At 46.9% G+C, this 21,400-nt stretch carries 16 protein-coding genes; 11 read left to right on the top strand and 5 right to left on the bottom strand.

What is annotated here, in order from left to right; all coding sequences use genetic code 11:
- The first annotated feature begins 59 nt into the window (after positions 1-59).
- Positions 60-1,334, top strand: coding sequence for an MFS transporter (locus NOM90_RS16640; protein WP_255943546.1), 1,275 nt, complete (start codon positions 60-62; stop codon positions 1,332-1,334).
- 167 nt (positions 1,335-1,501) lie between these two features.
- Positions 1,502-2,311 carry a formate/nitrite transporter family protein gene (locus tag NOM90_RS16635; RefSeq protein WP_255943544.1) on the top strand — a complete coding sequence of 270 codons (810 nt, stop codon included), beginning with the start codon at positions 1,502-1,504 and terminating at the stop codon, positions 2,309-2,311.
- Positions 2,312-2,378: 67 nt separating this feature from the next.
- Here the strand turns inward: NOM90_RS16635 and NOM90_RS19280 are convergent, their stop codons facing one another.
- Complete coding sequence (locus NOM90_RS19280) at positions 2,379-4,727, bottom strand: S8 family peptidase (protein WP_305121058.1); 2,349 nt, start codon at positions 4,725-4,727, stop codon at positions 2,379-2,381.
- 265 nt (positions 4,728-4,992) lie between these two features.
- Between NOM90_RS19280 and iolE the strand changes: the two genes are divergently transcribed.
- Complete coding sequence (gene iolE / locus NOM90_RS16620; RefSeq protein ID WP_255943542.1) at positions 4,993-5,886, top strand: myo-inosose-2 dehydratase; 894 nt, start codon at positions 4,993-4,995, stop codon at positions 5,884-5,886.
- A 66-nt stretch (positions 5,887-5,952) separates the two neighbouring features.
- On the top strand, positions 5,953-6,984 hold the full coding sequence (iolG, locus tag NOM90_RS16615; RefSeq protein WP_255943540.1) for a bifunctional inositol 2-dehydrogenase/D-chiro-inositol 1-dehydrogenase: 1,032 nt from the start codon (positions 5,953-5,955) through the stop codon (positions 6,982-6,984).
- A gap of 402 nt (positions 6,985-7,386) precedes the next feature.
- Here iolG and NOM90_RS16610 read toward each other — a convergent pair whose 3' ends face one another.
- The gene (locus NOM90_RS16610) at positions 7,387-8,136 is read right to left on the bottom strand and encodes a DeoR/GlpR family DNA-binding transcription regulator (protein WP_255943538.1); all 750 of its coding nucleotides are present in this window, start codon (positions 8,134-8,136) and stop codon (positions 7,387-7,389) included.
- Positions 8,137-8,335: 199 nt separating this feature from the next.
- On the opposite strand from NOM90_RS16610, the gene iolA reads away from it, so the two are divergent.
- The 6 genes from iolA (at position 8,336) to NOM90_RS16580 (ending at position 18,663) form a co-directional block, all read left to right on the top strand.
- A complete protein-coding gene (iolA, locus tag NOM90_RS16605) occupies positions 8,336-9,805 on the top strand; it encodes a methylmalonate-semialdehyde dehydrogenase (protein WP_255943536.1) in 1,470 nt (489 codons plus the stop codon).
- 58 nt (positions 9,806-9,863) lie between these two features.
- Positions 9,864-10,682, top strand: a complete 819-nt coding sequence (gene iolB, locus NOM90_RS16600; protein ID WP_255943534.1) for a 5-deoxy-glucuronate isomerase — start codon at positions 9,864-9,866, stop codon at positions 10,680-10,682.
- 38 nt (positions 10,683-10,720) lie between these two features.
- The gene (iolC, locus tag NOM90_RS16595; RefSeq protein WP_255943533.1) at positions 10,721-11,704 is read left to right on the top strand and encodes a 5-dehydro-2-deoxygluconokinase; all 984 of its coding nucleotides are present in this window, start codon (positions 10,721-10,723) and stop codon (positions 11,702-11,704) included.
- 93 nt (positions 11,705-11,797) lie between these two features.
- The gene (gene iolD, locus NOM90_RS16590) at positions 11,798-13,711 is read left to right on the top strand and encodes a 3D-(3,5/4)-trihydroxycyclohexane-1,2-dione acylhydrolase (decyclizing) (protein ID WP_255943532.1); all 1,914 of its coding nucleotides are present in this window, start codon (positions 11,798-11,800) and stop codon (positions 13,709-13,711) included.
- Between the two features lie 294 nt (positions 13,712-14,005).
- Positions 14,006-15,226 carry an S-layer homology domain-containing protein gene (locus NOM90_RS16585; protein ID WP_255943530.1) on the top strand — a complete coding sequence of 407 codons (1,221 nt, stop codon included), beginning with the start codon at positions 14,006-14,008 and terminating at the stop codon, positions 15,224-15,226.
- 671 nt (positions 15,227-15,897) lie between these two features.
- Positions 15,898-18,663, top strand: coding sequence for a DUF5704 domain-containing protein (locus NOM90_RS16580; RefSeq protein WP_255943528.1), 2,766 nt, complete (start codon positions 15,898-15,900; stop codon positions 18,661-18,663).
- Between the two features lie 37 nt (positions 18,664-18,700).
- Here the strand turns inward: NOM90_RS16580 and NOM90_RS16575 are convergent, their stop codons facing one another.
- The gene (locus tag NOM90_RS16575) at positions 18,701-19,456 is read right to left on the bottom strand and encodes a DeoR/GlpR family DNA-binding transcription regulator (protein WP_255943526.1); all 756 of its coding nucleotides are present in this window, start codon (positions 19,454-19,456) and stop codon (positions 18,701-18,703) included.
- Between the two features lie 236 nt (positions 19,457-19,692).
- Here NOM90_RS16575 and NOM90_RS16570 point away from each other — a divergent pair, with 236 nt between their 5' ends.
- Positions 19,693-20,598, top strand: a complete 906-nt coding sequence (locus NOM90_RS16570; RefSeq protein WP_255943525.1) for a leucine-rich repeat domain-containing protein — start codon at positions 19,693-19,695, stop codon at positions 20,596-20,598.
- Between the two features lie 6 nt (positions 20,599-20,604).
- On the opposite strand, the gene NOM90_RS16565 is transcribed toward NOM90_RS16570, so the two are convergent.
- The gene (locus NOM90_RS16565; protein ID WP_255943523.1) at positions 20,605-20,928 is read right to left on the bottom strand and encodes an MGMT family protein; all 324 of its coding nucleotides are present in this window, start codon (positions 20,926-20,928) and stop codon (positions 20,605-20,607) included.
- A gap of 1 nt (position 20,929) precedes the next feature.
- Positions 20,930-21,289 carry a bacillithiol system redox-active protein YtxJ gene (gene ytxJ / locus NOM90_RS16560; RefSeq protein WP_255943521.1) on the bottom strand — a complete coding sequence of 120 codons (360 nt, stop codon included), beginning with the start codon at positions 21,287-21,289 and terminating at the stop codon, positions 20,930-20,932.
- Between the last annotated feature and the right edge of the window lie 111 nt (positions 21,290-21,400).

The raw sequence follows: 21,400 nt of genomic DNA, 5'->3' as shown, positions 1-21,400 counted from the left end.
AAAATTTCTGTATATTAGTTCTTGTTCACAAGCAAGATCTTAAGGAGGATTGACTACGTTTGAAAAAGCTGGTCTGGATGGGGAGTCTTTTTTATCTGCTGATGGGTTTTATCAAAGTAACGGTTGCTTCGATTATCACGGTGTTATTGCCGTTGTACGATCGTGTCTATACCGATGCGGGCGCGCTGATTTTTATCGAGTTCGGCGCTTCGATCTTCGGGATGCTAATCCAACCTTGGCTGGCAAATCGAATGTCCAAAAAAATGATGCTGCATATCGGCGCATGGGGCGTCGCAGGTTCTTATCTGTTGATTGCCTTTTTGCCTCCGTGGGAATTACTGCTTGTCGGTTTTGCGTTAGCAGGGTTTTTGGGTGGGATCATCGAATCGGTCATCGCCGCTGTGATCTTGGAAGGCTTGCAATCTAACGCGGCAATCGCGATGAGCCGTCTTGAAGTATCGTTTGGCGTGGGATCGCTGATTTTGCCGCTTGTGATCGGGATGCTGATTATCAGTGGAATGTGGAATTACGCACTGTTTGGCATCGCCGCTTATTGTATCTTCTTATCGGTCTTCCTGCGATTTACACGGTTTGGCGATTTGGAACCGTTGTTTAAGCCCGCGCATCAAGCCCATGTACCTAGCGGCGTTCCGGCAGGGGCAGCTTCGTCGGGTCCAGTCGGCGCGGTCGTGGCTGCGGCGGCAACGCATCATCCGTCAGCAGGCAAAAAGTCTCTTCTTCGCACGCCAGGCGTATGGATGTTACCCGCATTTGTCTTGTTGTTCTTTTTCTACGGAGCAACCGATATCGGTCTGGTTAACTATCTGCCTTCGCTTATGTTGGAAACGGGAATGGCAGACGCTTCTACAGCGCCAATCAGCGTTACGGTCTTCTGGGCAGCGATGATTGTCGGTCGGATGTTTGCCGGATATGAAGCGGAAAAACTTGGTTATCGCAAATATTTGTTTATTCATTGGGGCGGCATGATCTTGTTGCTATCGCTATTTGCACTGAATCGCAATGTGACTTTCGGGTATGTCTTGATCGTACTGCTGGGTCTAACGTTGTCCGGTCTTTACGTAGTGACTTTGGTGTACGCGAAGACTTTAATGCCGCGAAATATCGCGCGTAATACCAGTATTCTCATGGCAGGGTGCGCAGTAGGCGGCGGATTATTCTCGGTCACGGCTGGACGCATGCTCGATATCTTGCCGCCTTCGTATGTACAATGGATGATGGTTGCGATCGCGCTGCTCAGTCTGGTCATTTATATCGTGTATGCCAAAGAACGCCGGGCGTACTTGTCTGCGGAATTGAACGGAGTAAGAGCTTAACGTATTTCGTTTATAGGAGAAGCCGTTTTGTCGATAGAGACAAAGCGGCTTTTTCGTATGCGATAAACCGATTCAAAAGCTGTATCCAGTGTTAAGCATACAATAATCAATAAGTGGAAAAATATTTCCATATTTATTGTGAAACTTAGTATCTAGCGGAGGTCGGTATGGAAACAGAAGCTCTGAAGCAGGTCGAATCGTTAGCACTCAAAAAACATAAGATTTATAAACAAAGCGTTGTTCGCTATATGTTGCGTTCGATCTTAGCGAGTATGTTTATCGGGTTTGGCGTGATCGTGGCGTTTCGAACCGGTAGCTTTTTTTATCTGGAACATTCTCCGTTAACTTATCCGATGGCGGCGATTACGTTCGGAGCCGCTATTATTTTGATTTCTTACGGCGGCGGCGATCTGTTTACCGGCAACACGTTTTACTATACATACGCCGCGCTTCGCAAAAAACTAAGATGGCTTGAAGTGGTCAAACTTTGGGTCACCAGCTATATCGGGAATTTGATCGGAGCCGCTTTTTTTGCAGGATTTATTTTTTTGACAGGATTATTCGCTTCACCCGATATTAACGGATTTTTGCTCAATGTGGTGCAACACAAAATGGAAGCGCCGACGAGTCAATTGTTTTTCCGTGCTATTTTATGTAACTGGCTCGTGTGTATGGCATTTTTCGTGCCGATGTTTATGAAAGAAAACGGGGCAAAAATGTTCGCGATGATGTTATTTGTGTTTTGCTTTTTTATTTCCGGTTATGAGCATAGCATTGCCAATATGTGTACGTTTGCGATTGCTTTAGTCGTCGATCATCCAGCGGAAATTTCGATGGCGGGCGTGCTGCATAATTTGGTTCCGGTCACGCTTGGCAATCTGATTGGCGGCGCCGGATTAATGGGCTTTATGTATTACATCGTGAACAAGCCGTTTTTGGATGAAGAAGATAGAGAAGACGGTAAGTCGCTCAAATAAAAAATGAACGGAAAAAAGCGAACCGAAAAAATCGGTTCGCTTTTTTTGAATACATCGTAGAGCGGAATTAACGTAGACTGCCATTGCCTTTTTCCGTCAAGTTTTTGATGAATTGAAGTGCTTCGGCGCGAGTCAGCGTTGCACTGCCTTTGAACGAAGCGACTGTTTTGGTGTTTTTGCTATTGCCGTTGGCGATTCCGACAGACAGTACATATTGAATCGCTTGATTGCCTTTGACATTGCTGCCGTTTGCCGAAGCCAGCATTTCGGCGACTTGCACGCGGGTTATATTTTGAGTGCGCGACGATTTGGATGTGTTGCCTTTTGTCGGCAGACCTAATTGCTTAGCGCGAGCATAATACGTGTTCGACCATGTGCCCGATGTTGCATTTTTTACATTCGGTTCGAAGGCACGAATCAACATCGCCAAAAATTCGGATTCCGATACGGTAGCGCTAGGCTTGAACTGTCCGTCTGCATAGCCTTTAACCAGACCGCGATCAAAAGCCCAGCTGATCGTTTCGCGTCCCCAGAATGCCGAAGGAATATCGGCGAACGGAAGCGGAGTCGGAACCGTTGTTACTGGAGTCGCAGGCGCAGGAGTCGGCGTCGTCGCTACAGGACTTGGAGTCGGTGTTTTTACCGGCGTTGGCGTCGATACTGTGCCTGGAACCGCAGGAGTCGGCGTTGGAGCAGCGGCTACAGGCGGTGTTGCGATCGGAGCCGGAGCTGCGCCGCCACCTCCTCCGCCACCTCCTCCACCACCGCCGGAAGGAATTTGTGCGCTACCGCCGGAAGGCGGGGGAGTCTGCACGACCGGTATATCGACCACGTTAGGAGCTGGGGTCGGAGCCGGTGTTGGATCAGGTGTCGGCGTAGGAGTCGGTGTCGTATTCACAGGCGTGCCGCCCGAAGAAGGTGTCGTGTTTGTATTATTGTCCGGCTGACTAACCGGAGGAGCTACGGATGTGCGGCCCGATACCGGAACCCCAAGCGACTCGTTGTTTGCGGTGTCAACCGTCGTGATTCGGAAGTTATAATCCGTGTCCGCAGTTAAATTTGTCGCTTGATACGTGCTTTTCGTTACGGTAGTGAACGTTGAAGCGTCGCCTTGGTAAATCCGAACTTCTTTGAAGTCGATATCGCTTGGTTTTGTCCATTCTAAAGTCAAACTGTCTACAGTCGACGCGGTTACTTTTGCATTCGTCACTTCGGCGGGAGCTGTAGTATCGCTTTTATCGATAAATGAAATAAATCCATTTCCGTAGAACGTATCTTTCCCTGGTGTTCCAAGATCGACTGCGTAACTATTGAGCAGTGTGCGCAACGTTGCAGCCGATGCCGAAGGATTTTTTTCTTTCAATAAAGCCAGTTCGCCCGTTACATGAGGAGCCGCTTGCGACGTGCCACTCATTTTGACATAAGAACCGTGACCCAGAGCGCTCGGATAGGTCGACATGATACTTTTGCCTGGAGCAGCTACATCGATCTTCGGACCCGTCGAAGAAAAGACGGCACGATTCAACTCAGAATCTACAGCCGCTACCGAAATAACACTATCGTATTTTGCCGGATAACCGACCGTATCCTGATCGGTATTATCTGCTGTGCCGCTATTTCCCGCAGACGCCACCACGACAATGCCTTTATTGTGAGCTTTATCGACCATATCGTGGAGAGCTTGCGAATCATCTTCGCTACCAAGCGATAAGTTGATAATATCCATCTTGTTTGTAATCGCCCAATCCAGACCTTCCAACACGTCGACCAGATTGCCTTTGCCATCGGCGCCCAGAGCTTTAACCGCGTAAAGCGATACGCCAGGTGCGACTCCTGTGACTGAGCCATTACCGCTATCGGCAGCAATGATACCCGCAACATGCGTACCGTGACCGTTATCGTCTGTATAGTTAGGATTCGTACTTGGATTGGAACCAACAGTAGAGATCCCGCCTGCAATTTTTAACTCAGGATGTTCGGAAATGCCTGAATCGATCACTGCGACTTTGACACCAAAGCCTGTAAAGCCTTGCTCCCACATCACATTAGGCGATACTTTTTCGTAATTCCAATTGCTTTTTTCGGTGTCGTTTACGGGTGGAGTGGAGCTGGTTCCTTCCAGATCGGTAGATTGGAACGAAATATTGCGCTCGATATAATCGATGTCTGGATTGTCGACCAGGTCTTTCAAATCTTCTGCGCTGACGGTAGCCGCTACTACGGGAACGCTTTTGAATTCATGCTGAATTTCTTCGCTTTGCTCAATCGCAGCGTCTTTTCCGTCTTCGTTCTTATATACAATCACCACGTCTTGATCCGCTTCTTCCGCCGAAACTACTGGGGACGTACCCAGTGGAGCTAGCAAAGGCAGCGCAAGCAGCGAAGATAGCGCAATCGTCCAATGTTTTCTGTTCATTCTATGATGTCCTCCTTAGATCAAATCGTTAAATATTTTGCTCTTTTTATGTATCGGTTGTAGAAAGGGTTAAGCTTAGAGCATCATTCAGTTTTGCACAAAAAAGTTTTGGGTTATACGAATCGAAAATTTAATTTTACCTTTAGAAAAAAGTTGACTGAAAACGCTTTTAAACGTACTGTATAATCAAATACTCATCAAAAGTTAATCAATACATCATAGAAAAGTTGGAATACCTTATCATTTAAGACAAAGGAGACTGGATATGAACCAGCAATCTATCCATTGGGGCATCGCGCCGATCGGTTGGCGTAACGACGATATTCCGGAAATCGGAGCCAACAATACGCTTTCGCACCTGCTTAGCGATATTGTGGTGGCAAAGTTCGAAGGAACCGAAGTCGGTGGATTTTTCCCGGAAGCTCATGTATTAAACAAAGAACTGTCGCTGCGCAATTTGCGAATTGCCGGGCAATGGTTCAGTAGTTATATTTTGCGAGATGGGATCGAAGCTGTGATTCAGCCGTTTCGCTCGCAATGCGAATATTTGCAAGAAGTCAAAGCCGATGTGATCGTCGTGTCGGAACAGACCGGAAGTATTCAAGGTACCGAGCAAAATGTGTTTGCGGAAAAACCGTATTTCGACGACGCGCAGTGGGAACAGCTATGCGCCGGGTTGAACACGCTGGGCGATATCGCTGCTGAATACGGATTGCGCTTGGTTTATCATCACCATATGGGAACCGGTGTACAGACTGCGCAAGAAGTGGATCGTCTAATGGAAGGAACAGATCCGTCCAAAGTGGCATTGCTTTATGATACGGGGCATATTTTCGTTTCGGATGGCGAATATATGACTTTGCTGCGTAACCATATCGACCGAATCGGTCATGTTCATTTCAAAGATGCGCGCAAAGAAGTTCTGGGTGATTGCCGGACTGCCGGAAAATCGTTTATGCAGTCGTTTTTGAGCGGAATGTTCACCGTACCGGGCGACGGATGTATCGATTTCCGCGAAGTGTACGATCTGCTTATTCAAAAAGGGTACACAGGTTGGATCGTAATCGAAGCGGAGCAAGACCCGGATGTGGCGCATCCTTTGGAACATGCTCTGATCGCAAGACGTTATATCGACGAACAATTACTGACTCGCAGCTAAAGCATAAATTGAATTTTTGAATCATAACTTCGCAATCGCTTTCACTACTTTAAGGGGGAAAAGAATATGGCATTGAAGATCGGCGTTATCGGAACGGGAGCAATCGGGAGAGATCATATTCGTCGTATTACGTCCAATTTGTCGGGGGGACAAATCACAGCGGTAACCGACGTCAACGAAACAGCAGCAAAAGCCGTAATTGACGAGTACGGGCTGCAAGCAACTTTTTACGTGAACGATCAAGAGTTGCTGGAAAAAGGGGACGTCGATGCAGTCTTGATTACAAGCTGGGGACCGGCGCACGAACAAAGCGTACTCGCTGCAATCGAAGCGGGTAAATACGTATTTTGTGAAAAGCCGTTAGCGACGACTGCCGAAGGCTGCCGCCGCATTATCGACGCGGAAATCAAGCATGGCAAAAGACTCGTACAAGTCGGCTTTATGCGCCGTTACGATAGCGGATACGTACAGCTGAAACAAGCGATCGACGAGCAAGTGATCGGCGAGCCGCTGATGATCCGCTGCGCGCACCGCAACCCGGAATCTGCTCCGACTTACACAAGCGATATGGCGATTACCGATACGCTGATCCATGAAATCGACGTGCTGCATTGGCTGCTCAACGACGATTACAAATCTGTTCAAGTCTCATACCCAAGAAAAACTCGCCATGCCCTTAGCCATATGCGCGATCCGCAAGTCGTATTGTTGGAAACCAACGGCGGCGTCCTGATTACCGCCGAGATCTTCGTCAATTGCCGTTACGGCTACGATATTCAATGCGAAGTCATCGGCGAAGACGGCATCGTCAAATTGCCGGAACCTTCTTCGATCTCGATACGCAAAGAAGCGATGTTCGGTACACGCATCCTAATGGATTGGAAAGACCGCTTTATCGAAGCGTACGACCGTGAAATCCAAGACTTTATCGATAGCATCGGACGCGGAGAACTTCAAGGCCCGACCGCTTGGGACGGCTATATTGCAGCCGTAACCGCAGACGCTTGCGTGAAAGCGCAAGAAAGCGGCGAGCGCGAAGAAATCGTGTTCACCGAAAAACCAGCCCTCTACGGCGGTCAACCCGTAAGCCAAGCTTAATTATTATTGCTAATTTCTAATTGCTTTTGATTAATCCTAATCCCTTATACCCGAGCGCAGATCGTAAGAAGCAGCTGATTCTGCGCCCCATAAGGGATCTTTCGGTTAACAACATGCACTAAAAAAGCCTTATTCCATAGGAATAAGGCTTTTTGGCGAGAAAGTTTTGAGTGAGCTAAGTTAAACTGCCTAGCGGAGAGAGAAATTCAGTGAAGTCAAATCTTTTCGCAGAAAAGATACTTCGGAAGCATACGCTTGTAATGTTCGCCTTTGAACTCGGGAAAATTCAAATAAAATTTCAATCTCTTTTCCCGAGTTCAACACGCGACCTAAAGGCTTTCGAAGAAAGACACATCGTAAGCATACGCTAACGAATTTTCCTCGCAGTCTTTTCGCTTCCCCCTACACCTGATGCAAAGTGATCGAATTCGCCCGACAAAACTCCGTATAATCCTCGCCCAGATCAGCCGAAGTCACCAACACATCCAAATCCGCAAATCCCGCATACGTCAGCAACGTCGAGCGACCGAACTTATCCGAATCGGCAAGCAAAATCAGCTTCTCCGCACGCTTCGCGATCGACTTTTTAATCTCGTATTCCAGCAAATCCGAATTTGTCAGACCATGCGTCAAACTCACGCCCGTTGCCGACATAAACGCTTTATTCACGTTGTACTTTTCAAGCGCCCGCATATCATCCACGCCAACGAACGAACGCGTGCTACGCTTGTAAGTGCTTCCAAGCATCAATAGATGAACATTCGGCATAGAAGCCGCGCTGTTAATCACATCCAGACTGTTTGTTAAGATCGTCAGATGCAGATCCGGGTCCAAAAAGTCCATCATATTGCAGGTCGTCGTTCCCGAATCGATAAAGATCAGATCATTTTGTTGCACGTACGTAGCCGCGATTTTGCCGATCTCCGCTTTTTCATTGCGACGCTCGACCGTACGATTTTCGAACGAAATGAGTTTTTCCGCCGATACGACGCCGCCGTATACTTTTTCGATCGATCCTTTTTGAAGGATATGGTTGATATCGCGGCGAATCGTATTTTTGGACACATCGAAAGTCACACAAAGTTCGTCTAGCGTCACGTTTTTACGTGTATGAATGTAGGTCTCGATGTCTCTGAGTCGTCTAGCTTTCATAGGCATTCTCCTGTGTAGTTGATACGCAAAATTATAAAGTTGTTGCACAAGTTAATCAATAGTTAATTAAATTTCGTCAATTTTGATCAGGGATTGACGGGTGCATTGATCTTGTATATCATAAAACATAATCAAAACATAACCAAAAGTGACAGCGGTTTTGGCAATCACCAGAAGCGACTGCGGGAGGAGCCCAATAATGAGTGCGACTACGGTAAGAAAGTTGAAAAACTATATCGGAGGTCAATGGATCGACAGTACGACAACCGAATATGAGAACGTTTACAACCCGGCTACCAAGGAATTGATCTGCCAAGTTCCGATTTCGACCAAAGAAGATCTTCAACATGCAGCAGAAGTGGCTCAAGCAGCTTTCGAAAAATGGAAAAAAGTCGCTGTTCCGCGTCGCGCTCGCGTATTGTTCAACTACCAACAACTTTTAAATAAACATAAAGATGAATTAGCAAGACTGATCACCATTGAAAATGGTAAAAGTTTGAGCGAAGCAAGCGGCGAAGTCCAGCGTGGTATCGAAAATGTCGAGTTTGCGGCAGGTACGCCGACTCTGATGATGGGCGATTCGCTCGCTTCGATCGCAACAGACGTAGAAGCGGCAAACTATCGTTATCCGCTCGGCGTTGTCGGCGGGATTGCTCCGTTCAACTTCCCAATGATGGTCCCTTGCTGGATGTTCCCGATGGCAATCTCGCTCGGTAACGCGTTTATCCTCAAGCCTTCGGAACGTACGCCGCTGCTGACAGAACGTCTTGCAGAACTGTTCACCGAAGCCGGATTGCCAGCTGGCGTATTCAATATCGTATACGGAGCGCATGATGTCGTGAACGGAATCTTGGAGCATCCAGAGATCAAAGCCGTATCGTTCGTCGGTTCGAAGCCTGTAGGCGAATATGTCTTCAAAAAAGGCAGCGAAAACCTTAAACGCGTACAAGCTCTGACCGGAGCGAAAAACCACACGATTGTCTTGAACGATGCGAATATCGAAGACACGCTGACGAACGTTGTATCCGCAGCTTTCGGTTCGGCGGGCGAACGTTGCATGGCTTGCGCGGTATTGACGGTAGAAGAAGGCATTGCCGATGAATTTATCGCGAAGCTCAAAGAAAAAACGCTTGGCGTGAAAATGGGCAACGGATTAGACGACGGCGTCTTCTTGGGACCTGTTATTCGCGAAGAAAACAAACAACGTACCTTATCTTATATCGAAAAAGGCATCGAAGAAGGTGCGACGCTCCTGACAGACGGACGCGAACGGATGTCGGAAGACGGCTACTTTATCGGCCCTACGATCTTCGAAGGCGTAACTCCGGAAATGACGATCTGGAAAGACGAGATTTTCGCGCCGGTATTGTCCGTCATTCGCGTGAAGAACCTCAAAGAAGCGATCGACATCGCGAACCAATCGGAATTTGCGAACGGCGCATGTCTGTTTACCGGTAATGCTCATGCGGTGCGTTACTTCCGTGAAAATATCGATGCAGGGATGCTCGGCATCAACCTTGGCGTTCCGGCTCCGATGGCGTTCTTCCCGTTCTCGGGTTGGAAATCTTCGTTCTACGGTACGCTGCACGCCAATGGTAAAGACAGCGTCGATTTCTACACACGCAAAAAAGTCGTAACGGCGCGTTATACCGAACCGACTTTCGAATAAAATCATATAATCTACCTATAGAAGTGATCTGATTTTGGAGTCAAAAGGAGGCGTGAACGTGGGAAGTCATTTGCAACGCAAACCGCTGAATGAACAACGCGGAGAAGTGACCATTTTACAAGAAGTGATGAAAAACGATTCCGGTCTGAAATATGTAGGATTTCGATTGATCGAACTTGCTCCGGGCGCGGTCTATGAAGAGACGCTGGATCAAGATGAATGCTGCATCGTCGCTTTGACGGGCAAAATTCATGTGACGGAAGGCGAGCATACTTTTGAAAATATCGGGACGCGCGAAAGCGTATTTGACCGTAAAGCGACGGACAGCGTATTCGTATCCGGCAGTCGCCATTTCAAAGTCGAAGGCAGTTCGACAGCGAAAGTCGCGCTTTGTTATTCGCCTTCGGTCAAGCCGCTTCCAACCAAATTAATTGCGGCATCGGAAGTCGGAACGGAGCAGCGCGGTAAATATCAGAATCAGCGTACGGTGAACAATATTTTGCCGGATTCCGATCCGACGGCAAGCAGTCTGCTCGTTGTTGAAGTGTATACGGAGAGCGGGAATTTCTCCAGCTATCCGCCGCATAAGCACGATCAAGACAATTTGCCGCATGAATCCTTTTTGGAAGAAACGTATTATCACGAAATCGATCCGCAGCAAGGGTTCATTTTCCAGCGTGTATACACGGATGATCGCAGTCTGGACGAAACGATGGCGGTGGAGCATGGCGATGTCGTGATCGTACCTGTCGGTTATCACCCGGTAGGCGTGCCGGACGGATACAGTTCTTATTATCTGAACGTGATGGCAGGGCCGCAGCGAATCTGGAAATTCCACAACGACCCGGATCATGAATGGATTTTGAATCGCAAATAGAATCACGCAGCAGTTAAGCCAAAGGAGCGGTGACATAGATGGGTAGTGCAGGAGCAAGCGGCGAAAAATTCGATCTGATCGCAATCGGACGGGCGTGTATCGATCTGAACGCAACCGAATACAATCGACCGATGGAAGAAACGATGACGTTTACCAAATACGTAGGCGGTTCTCCCGCAAACATTGCGATCGGTTCCGCGAAACTCGGGCTCAAAGCCGGATTTATCGGCAAGATCGCGGACGACCAACACGGACGTTTTATCCAAAGTTACATGAAAAAAGCAGGCATCGATGTGTCGGGTATGGTCATTGATACGGAAGGGCACAAAACCGGGCTTGCGTTTACCGAAATCAAAAGCCCGGAAGAGTGCAGTATTCTCATGTACCGCGATGATGTAGCCGATCTGTATTTGCAAGCGGACGAAGTAGACGAAGACTATATTCGCCGCGCAAACAAATTGATCGTATCCGGTACGGCGCTTGCGCAAAGCCCTTCGCGCGAAGCGGTACTCAAAGCGGTTCATTTGGCGAAAAAGCATGGCGTCGAAATTGTATTCGAACTCGATTATCGTCCGTATACATGGAAGTCTTCGGAAGAAACTTCCGTGTATTACACGCTCGTGGCAAAGCAAGCCGATATTGTGATCGGAACGCGTGACGAGTACGATATTATGGAGCATGGGCTGGATGGCTCTAATGAAGAGACAACGGCTGAATTGTTCAAACATACGCCGAAGATCGTCGTAATCAAACACGGCGTCGAAGGTTCGTATGCGTATACGAAAGAAGGTCAGACCTACCGCGCGCACGCGTACAAAACGAATGTACTCAAAACGTTCGGCGCAGGCGATTCGTATGCTTCGGCATTCTTGTATGCACTGGTACAAGGCAAAGATTTGGAGACGGCGCTCAAATACGGCAGCGCTTCGGCTTCTATTGTAGTGAGTCGACACAGTTCATCCGATGCGATGCCAGGTGTCGACGAGATCGAAGCTCTGATTGCGGAGCAACCGGTTTCCTAGTCGGAATAGCTGCAAGGGACGACGCTGCCTCGGAAAAGTGAGATTTTCCGAAGGCGGCGTATCAATTTTATGAGCCAAAAGGTGGATGTCTACATGGGCGATACAATCCGGTTAACGACAGCGCAGGCATTAATTAAATTTTTGAACCAGCAATATATTTCCGTCGATGGCGTGGAAACACGTTTTGTCGAAGGCGTCTTTACGGTGTTTGGACATGGCAACGTACTTGGAATCGGAGAAGCTTTGGAGCAAGATCCGGGTCATTTGAAAGTCTTTCAAGGTAAAAACGAGCAAGGGATGGCACATTCCGCAATCGCTTACGCGAAAGAAAAGCTGCGCCGAAGCATCTACGCGGTTACCGCTTCGTCGGGTCCCGGTTCGGCAAATATGGTGACAGCGGCTGCTACAGCACTCGCGAACAATCTTCCGGTACTGCTGCTTCCTGCGGATACGTTCGCTTCGCGTCAGCCTGACCCTGTGCTGCAACAGTTTGAACAAGAGTATAGCTTTGCGGTTACGACAAACGACGCACTCAAGCCGGTATCTCGCTACTGGGATCGGATTACGCGTCCCGAGCAATTGATGAGCAGTCTGCTGCGTGCTTTCGAAGTGTTGACGGATCCGGCTCGAAGCGGCCCGGCAACGATCTGTATCTGCCAAGATACCGAAGGCGAAGCGTTCGATTACGATGCCGGATTTTTCCGCAAGCGCGTTCATTATATGGACCGGTTGCAACCAAGCGTCCGTGAATTGGATGCCGCTGAAGAATTGATCCGCGCTAGCCAAAAACCGTTGATGTTGGTCGGCGGCGGCGCCAAATATTCCGGTGCACGCGAAGAACTGATCGCGTTTTCCGAAGCTTACGGGATTCCTTTGGTCGAAACCCATGCGGGCAAATCGACAGTGGAATACAGCTTCGTCAATCATCTGGGCGGTACAGGCGTACTCGGTACATCGGCTGCAAACGCGATAGCGCGCGAAGCGGATCTGGTGATCGGGATCGGGACACGGTATACGGACTTCACGACGTCTTCGAAAACAGCGTTTGATTTTGATCAAACCCGCTTTTTGAATATCAATGTCAGCCGTATGCAAGGTTACAAACTCGAAGGCGTACCGGTCGTTGCGGATGCGAAAGTTGCGATTGCCGCGCTGCATGAACGTCTGAGCGGATACCAAGCGCAGTACGGAACGCGTTTTACCGAATTGAAAGCCGCTTGGGATGCCGAGCGCAACCGTCTGGGCGGCGTAACCTTCCAGCGCGAAGGCTTCGATCCAGAGATCAAAGGGCATTTCTCGCAAGAGACCATGAACGAATATGCAGATGCACTCGGCACTGAGTTTGCTCAAACGGCGGCTGTGATCGCGATCAATGAAGCGGTCGATCCAGACAGCGTCGTGGTCTGCTCTGCGGGTTCGCTTCCGGGCGATCTTCAACGTCTATGGAATGTGAAATCGCCGAATACGTACCATCTGGAATACGGATATTCGTGTATGGGCTATGAAGTCGCGGGTGCGCTCGGGATTCGCCTTGCGAAGCCGGAACAAGAAGTATACGCGATGGTCGGTGACGGTAGCTTCCTGATGCTGCATACCGAACTCGTAACGGCGCTCCAGACTGGAAATAAGATCAACATCATGTTGTTTGACAACTCCGGCTTTGGCTGTATCAACAATCTTCAAATGGGTAACGGCGGCGGTAGCTTCCAATGCGAATTCCGCAATCACGAAGGATCGATCATGAATATCGATTACGCGAAGATTGCAGAAGGATACGGAGCGAAAGTGTACCGCGCCAATACGGCTGAAGAAGTGAAAGCAGCGATTGAAGATGCGAAAAACCAACCGAACTCTACATTGATCGAGATGAAAGTATTGCCCAAAACGATGAGTGAAGGCTACGACAATTGGTGGAACGTAGGCGTGGCTGAAGTATCGGAGAATCAAGCGGTACAAGCGGCAAATGAAAGTCGCAAAGAAATGTTGAAAAAAGCGAAGCAATATTAAAGATCATTCACTTTATCATTTTTTCTTGCTTTTTGTGCTTGATTCTCATAAAGTGAGAACAACAGCGTTATATCGAAATATTCGCGAAGCACGCGGACGTATTCTTTTCCTTAGTTTAAGGGAGAGATTCGTCCGCTTTTTTGTGCTTAATTTGGTTTTTTGGCTGGAATGTTCTTTGAAAACAAAAAATGGGTCTTTCCTAATTGTAGTAAGCGAGCGACAATAGAAGAAGAGGTTAGGTACTAGGGGATTTTATAGGGAAATCAGATTTTATATTTTTAGGGGGAGCATGAAATGAATCGTAGTTGGAAAAAATGGGTTGGAACTTTAGTCATAGGTGTTGTGATGGTAGGAGCAGCGGCTGGAGGAAGCCGTTCGCTACCATCGACTGAAGCAGCAGGTATACAATTTTCGGATGTGAAATCTAGTCATTGGGCATCTAGTGCCGTGCAAACGGCTGTAGCGAAAGGGTACGTCGATGGATATACGAATGGTACGTTTAAGCCGGAAAGTTCAGTAAGCCGCGCCGAGTTTGTGAAAATGATTGTGGCTGCGATGAAGCTGGAAGTTCCAACGATAGGCGGGAAATGGTATGCCGGGTATGTGAAAGCGGCGACAGGAGCTGGATTATACGCACCGAGCGACTTTGCAAATAACGACGCAGGTTGGAACAAAACGATGACGCGCGAAGAAATGGCGAGAGTAGCGGCACGTGCAGTCGGCGAGAAAACATCGGAAGACGATAAATGGATGTATCTCGCGACGAAAGCGGGACTGATTAAAGGGGTTGGGAAAGGTGCATTGGCGCCTTCGGGTCTGACGACGAGAGCGCAATCGGTTGTGATTATCGAGCGGATTTTGACGACCAACGAAGGCGGGAAGCTTGATTCCGATCGATATGCGGTGGGAGCGGCAGAAATCTTGTGGCACGGTACAAACATTTTCACGGTAATGCCGGAGATGTTGGTTACACCGGATTCGGATTGGAAAGGCAAAGGGAAGTCTTCGATTGAAGAGATGTGGAATGAGAAGAATATGACGATCACGTCGAAAGACGGTCTGTATCAAGGTAAACTGGAAGCACTCATTGCGATTGATCTTGCGGATGTGAATGATCCGAATCGAGGACTGTTGGGTAATGTGAATGAGTTGAAGTGGTTTAATAGTGATCCCACAAATAAAAGTCTATTTATCAAAGATCAGAAAAACAGTTACGTGGTTTATTTTAAAGGTAAGCCGGTTTATAACAAAGATACGAAGAAGTACAACAACACGAAATATTTAAGGTATAACATTCTTGGATTTGATACTCCTGACTTCGATGAATTTTATAAAAAAGGAAAAATGAATAAAGTTGCTCATGTCTATTTAGAAGATAGCGGCGATTTTCCAGCAATGATAATTCCAAAACGAGGAAGCATCCAAGCAACTGACATTCAAATCTTGCTAAATACACCTGCTAGCGGAAGTTTACGTACAGAAGTCGAATTACTTAAAATACGTGGTACGCGCTAATGAAAAAAAATCGAATACATTTTACTGTTGTTGGACTCAGCACATTACTCCTTGTGAGTAGTGTGCTGAGTGTTTTTTTTCCTGTTGGACATGTCGAAGCTGCAACACCATCGCCTAAAGATGTCGTTTACACAGTAAACTCTCAAGTCATCAGTCACGAACAAAGAAATGCGCTTAAACTCAGTAAAAATGAGAAAGCAACTGCTAAATTAGATGAGCACGCAGGAGGAAACAATACGATTGAGAAAATCATTTTTTATCAAGGCACAAAGCAGATTAAAACAATTAATGTTAATGCTCCATCCTATACTGGAAATGTTGAACTTGATGGACTAAAAACTAAAGTAGAATCAAAGGGGAATGGTTCCAAAGGTTCGTATTTTGCATGGAATCGTCTCATGAATGGTCAAAGTTGGGAGCCTGGGCAGGGGAGCTGGGAAAATCTCGGAGTTTTTGATGCAGGAAAAGAAGCGAATTCGCCCTATTATAGTGCAGGACCGGGTAAAAAAATATCAATGACAGTTCAATATGCAAGAAGTAATGGCTTTTTTGCAGATGATATTAACAATGGTAGCTTATCTATTCCTATTGAAGCTATCGATAACAAGACCAGTACTATTATAGCGGAGAATCCATCAAGTCCACCCACGAGCGATACCGATGAGCGAGCAATGATACTTCGCGATACCTTTGTTGAAAATACAGCACTTGGCATTGAAGGTTATACGCACGGCAGTACTAAACTTCAAAAAATCCTAGTCGGTCTTACTTCTGATCAAGTAACAAAAGGACAAACAGGCAACGGTGGCACACGAAATCTAGATTATGCCACACTTCAATTTACACAAGAACATGACAAAAGAGGCATCAAGTACTACCTACGCGCAAATAGCAATGAACCTATGGAGCTATACCAAGAATCCAAACCCAAACCACAAGCTATGATGTTCTATTATGCGGCATATAGCTTTTCGATTACTTCATACACATACCAGTACCCAGACAAATACCGGGTATTCATCAAAAACGGATCGCAAGAAGAACCTTTGAGCTTTTGTAATGTTCGCCCAGGTCGTACGATCGAAGGCGATGCAGATGGAATGAAGCCAAGTCCAAGTGCCATGATCAAAGCCGATCAACGCGACCGCGAGATTTTCGACGTACTCCAAGGGATCCCAACTTCCGAAAGTTTATACGGCAATGTATTGGCTAAAGATTATCTCAACCAATTCAAATTCCAAGAACATGTCGGTACATGTATCTATGAGCAAGAAGTGACAATTAATTACTTACTCAGCTGGGATCCCGGTAAAGAAGTACCTGACGGAGAAGACGGAACCAAAACCGTGCCTGATCCACAGACCGATACCGATTCTAAATCATTCCCGACTCATATTGAACGAAGATATACGTATTGGACGGTTGAAGAGCTAGGGGTCTATAAAGTCGACAGTGCAGAACTTAAAAATTATGCGTTCCAAGGCGAAATCATAACCATTCATCCAAAAGGATATACGCCGCCTACACTTACTTTCGAGCAAAAATGGAAAGTCGATGCAGATAAAGGTCCAGGTAACTTTACCGCAAGTGATGTTGTTCCTGTACCTGGTGGAGAAACAAGACCTGAACCCACCGATCAAAAAGACCTTGCCAATCAACGCGCGGAAGAAAAAATTCCACAAGTCAAAGTAAATAATGATAAAGTCGTGTTCAAAGGTGTTACGCAGATGAGCGACGCCGTGTCGATAGAGAATACACCTGTACCGACGAAATTGCCTAACGGCACACCGATCAGTCGCGATGTGCTGTATAGTCCCGATCATATCATTCCTAAAACGAAGATTAATCGGTATGCCGAAGGAAGTCGCGGTTCGATTACGTACACAGAACTCGACGATAACCACAATTCGGATCCCGGCGATACCTATCCAATTCCAAATATCAATCCCGTTACGGTTCACACTCCCGTCGTGAACTATTCATCCACATCCGACGATGCCGCGCATAATCAGAAAACGGCGCCAAACTACAGCCGGCAAGCGTTCATTTTAGATCGTCCATTTACCATCACCATGCCAACGAGCGGACAACACCAAAACTATCCGGGCTACGGCAACCGGGATTACGCAAAGTATTATCGAAGCAAAGAAGTGTACTTCCCGTTTGATACGTACGCCGCCGATCGAAGCACGTTCTACCCGAAAGGGACATGGATCAACATTCCGGTCGGGCAACTGACAACTGAATTTTTCCTGCCGGTCTGGGTCGATGAAGGCGACTATACGGTCACGTTCCGAAACACCGCCGAAAACGCACCGGGCATACAGCCTACCCAGCAAGACGCAAACTTCGATCTGATCAATCACGTCGCAAGCGATACGGTTGACGTCGAAGTCATCGGACGACTTTACGATTTCCAGATCACCGATATTGCCGATTACAATTGGGAATTAGCGTTCCGCAAAGAAGAAGGCAGTGCCGTGCACACCGGCAATACGTACTGGACAGGGCTGCAAAATATCGATGGTGCTACCCGTGGCAATTCAGCACCCTTTACCTTGCCAATCTTACCCGGCAGTCATCCTCTGCCTGGATACAAAAATATCACCGTCAAAACGGGCTACCATATCAAATTTGATCTGAAAACCAAAGGCAATATGTTCGGTAAAACCGACGGCATTCGCCTGACGCCAAGCTTCACTTTTGTCAGCCGTGACGGTCAAACGAAAACCCCTGTTGATTTGTATTACAACAACGATCATCGCAGCTTCATCAAAGTCGGTTCACCGGAAGATACCGAAGAACGTTTTGTCATTCTCAACGATCGATTACGAAATGTGCCTGAGGAAGAACTCATCGATACCGCACGTTACAAATACAATCACTATTACACGTTCGCCGAAATGAGCGGTATTAACCGAGATGTGTTTGTCCTCGATTATATCAACCGATTTACGAAGCAAAAGACGCCTGTGGGCGGATTCGATCTGCTACTACTGCCTGAACAGATTCGTACGTTCATCGGACCAAAATCGAATATCCCGAACTCCGTCGATTACCCGCGAGTGAATGCAGCCGTGCAAAAATGGTACGGGCAATACAGTCTGCCGGGCGATCCTTACGTTGTGGAAAAAGGAACGAATATTGCGGAATACGGACGCACGCATGGCGGGCTAACCCGTCGTTCGCCGATCTTTTTACGCGATGGGTACATCATTTTGAACTTTAATATCGAAAGCATCCAAAATGGCAATTTAAAAGAACCTCATTTGCAGTACATCCACGCACCGCTCATGAACCAGTGGAATCTGGAAGGGTTCAAACGAACGGTACAAGATTCATGGAGAAATAACTTTACGCTTCGAGACGGAGATATTGTATTCTACAACGCGGACAAATCTTACAAAGACGATTTCGAAGCGCAAGTGAATCGTTAACTTTGATAATAGATGGTAACGATTCGTCCAAGCGACTTTAATCAGGTGTCACAAGTTCAATCTCATGCTTTTTCGCATACTGTATATACTCGTTACTCGGCATACTGTTCGTGACCAGAACATCAATATCACTGAGCGAACAGTATGTCGTTAACGCGTAGCGATCAAATTTGCTATCATCAATTAACAAAAAGACGCGTGAACTTTTTTGTACCACGGTGCTTTTGATATCCGTTTCTAGCGGAGAAGAGTTGGTGACGCCGTTCGTCAATGAAATCCCGGTCGAAGCGATAAAAGCTTTGTTGATATTGTATTTTTGCAGCAATTCGATACTTTGAAATCCGACGAATGAATTCGTTTTGCGTTCAAACATACCGCCTGTCGAGAAGATGCTAAGCCCCGGATAAGGCTTTGCTTGATGGATAAAGTCAAAATGATTGGTGACGATCGTGATCTGTTTTTCCGTAAGAAAAGGAAGCATCTCAATCGTCGTTGTACCGGAATCGATAAAAATCACATCGCCGTCTTGAACATGCTGCGCAGCAAGGCGACCGATTTCTTGCTTTTTCGTGAGGTTACGGTCTTTGCGTTCATCGAATACAACTAAGGTCGAATGGTTGACCGACACCCCGCCGTAGACTTTACGGAACACACCGGAATCAACCAAATCTTTGACATCGCGGCGAATCGTATTCATCGAAACGTCAAAATGCTGAACCAATTCTTCAAGTGAAACCGATTCGTGCTCAAATACATATTCTTTAATTAGATTGAGGCGTTGCGATTTGATCATCTGATATTCTCCTAGAAGATTGATTTGCTGTGCATGATTCTTCTCTGTCATAATGAACGAAAAGATTTGCTAAGTCGGTAGATAGTTCTGTTTTTATTAAGGAGGTTACTTTCATTAAAATCTATAATAATCCAACGGGAGAAGCGTATGAACGTCTGATCGATTATGCCATGCAATATTGCGCGACATTCTCGTTGTTTGATTCTCGTATTCTGGGAGATGAACGTTTTGACCAAATGCCTACTTCCTTACTACCGGTTGTCGAAAAATTAAAACCTTATCTGATCGAAGAAAAAGCGCAAAAACAAAATATCGGCACAGAGTACGAAACTATTATATACGATGCGCCTATCTATGTATGGAAATGTTGCCCCGAAGCCGGAACTATTCTGAAAACGTATACGGATCATCTGCTGGGATGGATGGGTGGAGAATTACCCGAAGACCTTTCTTTTCAGAACGCAGACGGCAAAATATGGCTACGCACGGTCACGCATGAACGATACGCCGAGCTACTTGTAACAGCAGCAGAAGCGGAAAATTTAAAAGAACCGCTGCGCGGAACGATGCTCGTCGAGCCAAAAAGCGATCTTTCGCCCGAAAAATTGTTTGAACTTGCAAAATTCCATCAATCCGATATTTTCGAATATACGGGAAGCGGAAGTGCGGCTATATTGCCGAGGTTGCACGAAATCGAAAGTTTGCGCAAGATCGATCTATTCGATGCTGGAGTGGAGCAATTACCTGAATCGCTGTTCGAATTGCCGCATCTTCAATCGTTGACGATTTGGACGAGTAATCTACACCCGCTCCCATCTTCGATCGGACAAGCTAGGCATTTACAACATTTAAAGATTTGTAATGGTTCTCATCCTGCTCCCAATCAAGATCCAGAATGGAAAGTCCCAGCCAAAGAAGAACTGAAGCTGGTTTCTTTGCCTGAAGAAATGGGTCAACTGACGCAATTGCAGGAACTGGATTTGACATACACAGGTCTGACCGACTTGCCAACAAGCTTCAAACACTTACAGAAGTTAAAGTGGCTAAGTCTGACGAATCACAAAATGGATCAACAACCTGCTGTACTTGCCGAGCTGAATCCTCATACACAAGTTACTTTCCAACGCGACGGGCTTTTTTGAATACAATCAATCCGAGTATTTCTGCATATCGATCTGCCCACTTAGCTTAAACTCGATACCTTCTGCTTCAAGCAATATTCGCTGTTCGTCGCCGCCTTCGTCTTTGTTCAATGCAATCTCGCCGCGAATATTGACGACGCGATGCCACGGTAAATTGTATTTGCGGCTCATCGAATGAAGAATCCGTACGACTTGCCTGGCACCGCGCGGACTTCCTGCCATAGCGGCGACCTGACCGTAGCTCATCACTTTGCCTTCCGGGATATTCAAGATTGTTTTGATCACTTCGCGGGTGAACGGTTTGAGGTGCGCCAGTTCTTGTTCGTCCATCCTAATTTTTCGCAATCCGTTCGTTGACTTGCTGTTCAAGCCGTTCAAACGTAATATCCCAATGCGACGCATGCCACAACGTTTCTTTATTTTGGATCAGTAGCGCTTGAGGAGACTCATGCTTGATGCCAAGCTTGGTTTCGATATCGTTTGAGACCGGGCGAGACTCAATCACTTTAACGAGTACGCAGACAATCGGACGTTTCGGTTTGCGTGTATAGACTTTGAATTCTTTGAACGCCGCTCCGCTGATCGGGCAAGCGGTACTATGTTTAAGTAGCAAAATGGCTTGTTCGCCGGATTTTTCAAACAAATTTTCCCACTCTTCGACAGAATCGATTTCCAGGTAATTCGGTTTCATTAGATGAAGCTCCTCTCAAATTGGGGTTGAATCTACAGATCGATGAACTGTTTGTATTATACCCGTTTTGCGCCAGATTCGAATAAAGTACAGCTCCCTATTTCTTTCATT

The sequence above is a fragment of the Saccharibacillus sp. JS10 genome, from assembly GCF_024436065.1.
Lineage (GTDB): Bacteria > Bacillota > Bacilli > Paenibacillales > Paenibacillaceae > Saccharibacillus.
This window is presented reverse-complemented; position numbering and strand designations above follow the sequence as displayed.

Excerpts from the sequence above, each read along its gene's own strand:
- NOM90_RS16635 (WP_255943544.1), top strand. The coding sequence starts at position 1,502 with ATGGAAACAGAAGCTCTGAAGCAGGTCGAATCGTTAGCACTCAAAAAA.
- NOM90_RS19280 (WP_305121058.1), bottom strand. The coding sequence starts at position 4,727 with ATGAACAGAAAACATTGGACGATTGCGCTATCTTCGCTGCTTGCGCTG.
- iolE (WP_255943542.1), top strand. The coding sequence starts at position 4,993 with ATGAACCAGCAATCTATCCATTGGGGCATCGCGCCGATCGGTTGGCGT.
- iolG (WP_255943540.1), top strand. The coding sequence starts at position 5,953 with ATGGCATTGAAGATCGGCGTTATCGGAACGGGAGCAATCGGGAGAGAT.
- NOM90_RS16610 (WP_255943538.1), bottom strand. The coding sequence starts at position 8,136 with ATGAAAGCTAGACGACTCAGAGACATCGAGACCTACATTCATACACGT.
- iolA (WP_255943536.1), top strand. The coding sequence starts at position 8,336 with ATGAGTGCGACTACGGTAAGAAAGTTGAAAAACTATATCGGAGGTCAA.
- iolC (WP_255943533.1), top strand. The coding sequence starts at position 10,721 with ATGGGTAGTGCAGGAGCAAGCGGCGAAAAATTCGATCTGATCGCAATC.
- iolD (WP_255943532.1), top strand. The coding sequence starts at position 11,798 with ATGGGCGATACAATCCGGTTAACGACAGCGCAGGCATTAATTAAATTT.
- NOM90_RS16585 (WP_255943530.1), top strand. The coding sequence starts at position 14,006 with ATGAATCGTAGTTGGAAAAAATGGGTTGGAACTTTAGTCATAGGTGTT.
- NOM90_RS16580 (WP_255943528.1), top strand. The coding sequence starts at position 15,898 with ATGATACTTCGCGATACCTTTGTTGAAAATACAGCACTTGGCATTGAA.
- NOM90_RS16575 (WP_255943526.1), bottom strand. The coding sequence starts at position 19,456 with ATGATCAAATCGCAACGCCTCAATCTAATTAAAGAATATGTATTTGAG.
- NOM90_RS16570 (WP_255943525.1), top strand. The coding sequence starts at position 19,693 with ATGCCTACTTCCTTACTACCGGTTGTCGAAAAATTAAAACCTTATCTG.
- NOM90_RS16565 (WP_255943523.1), bottom strand. The coding sequence starts at position 20,928 with ATGGACGAACAAGAACTGGCGCACCTCAAACCGTTCACCCGCGAAGTG.
- ytxJ (WP_255943521.1), bottom strand. The coding sequence starts at position 21,289 with ATGAAACCGAATTACCTGGAAATCGATTCTGTCGAAGAGTGGGAAAAT.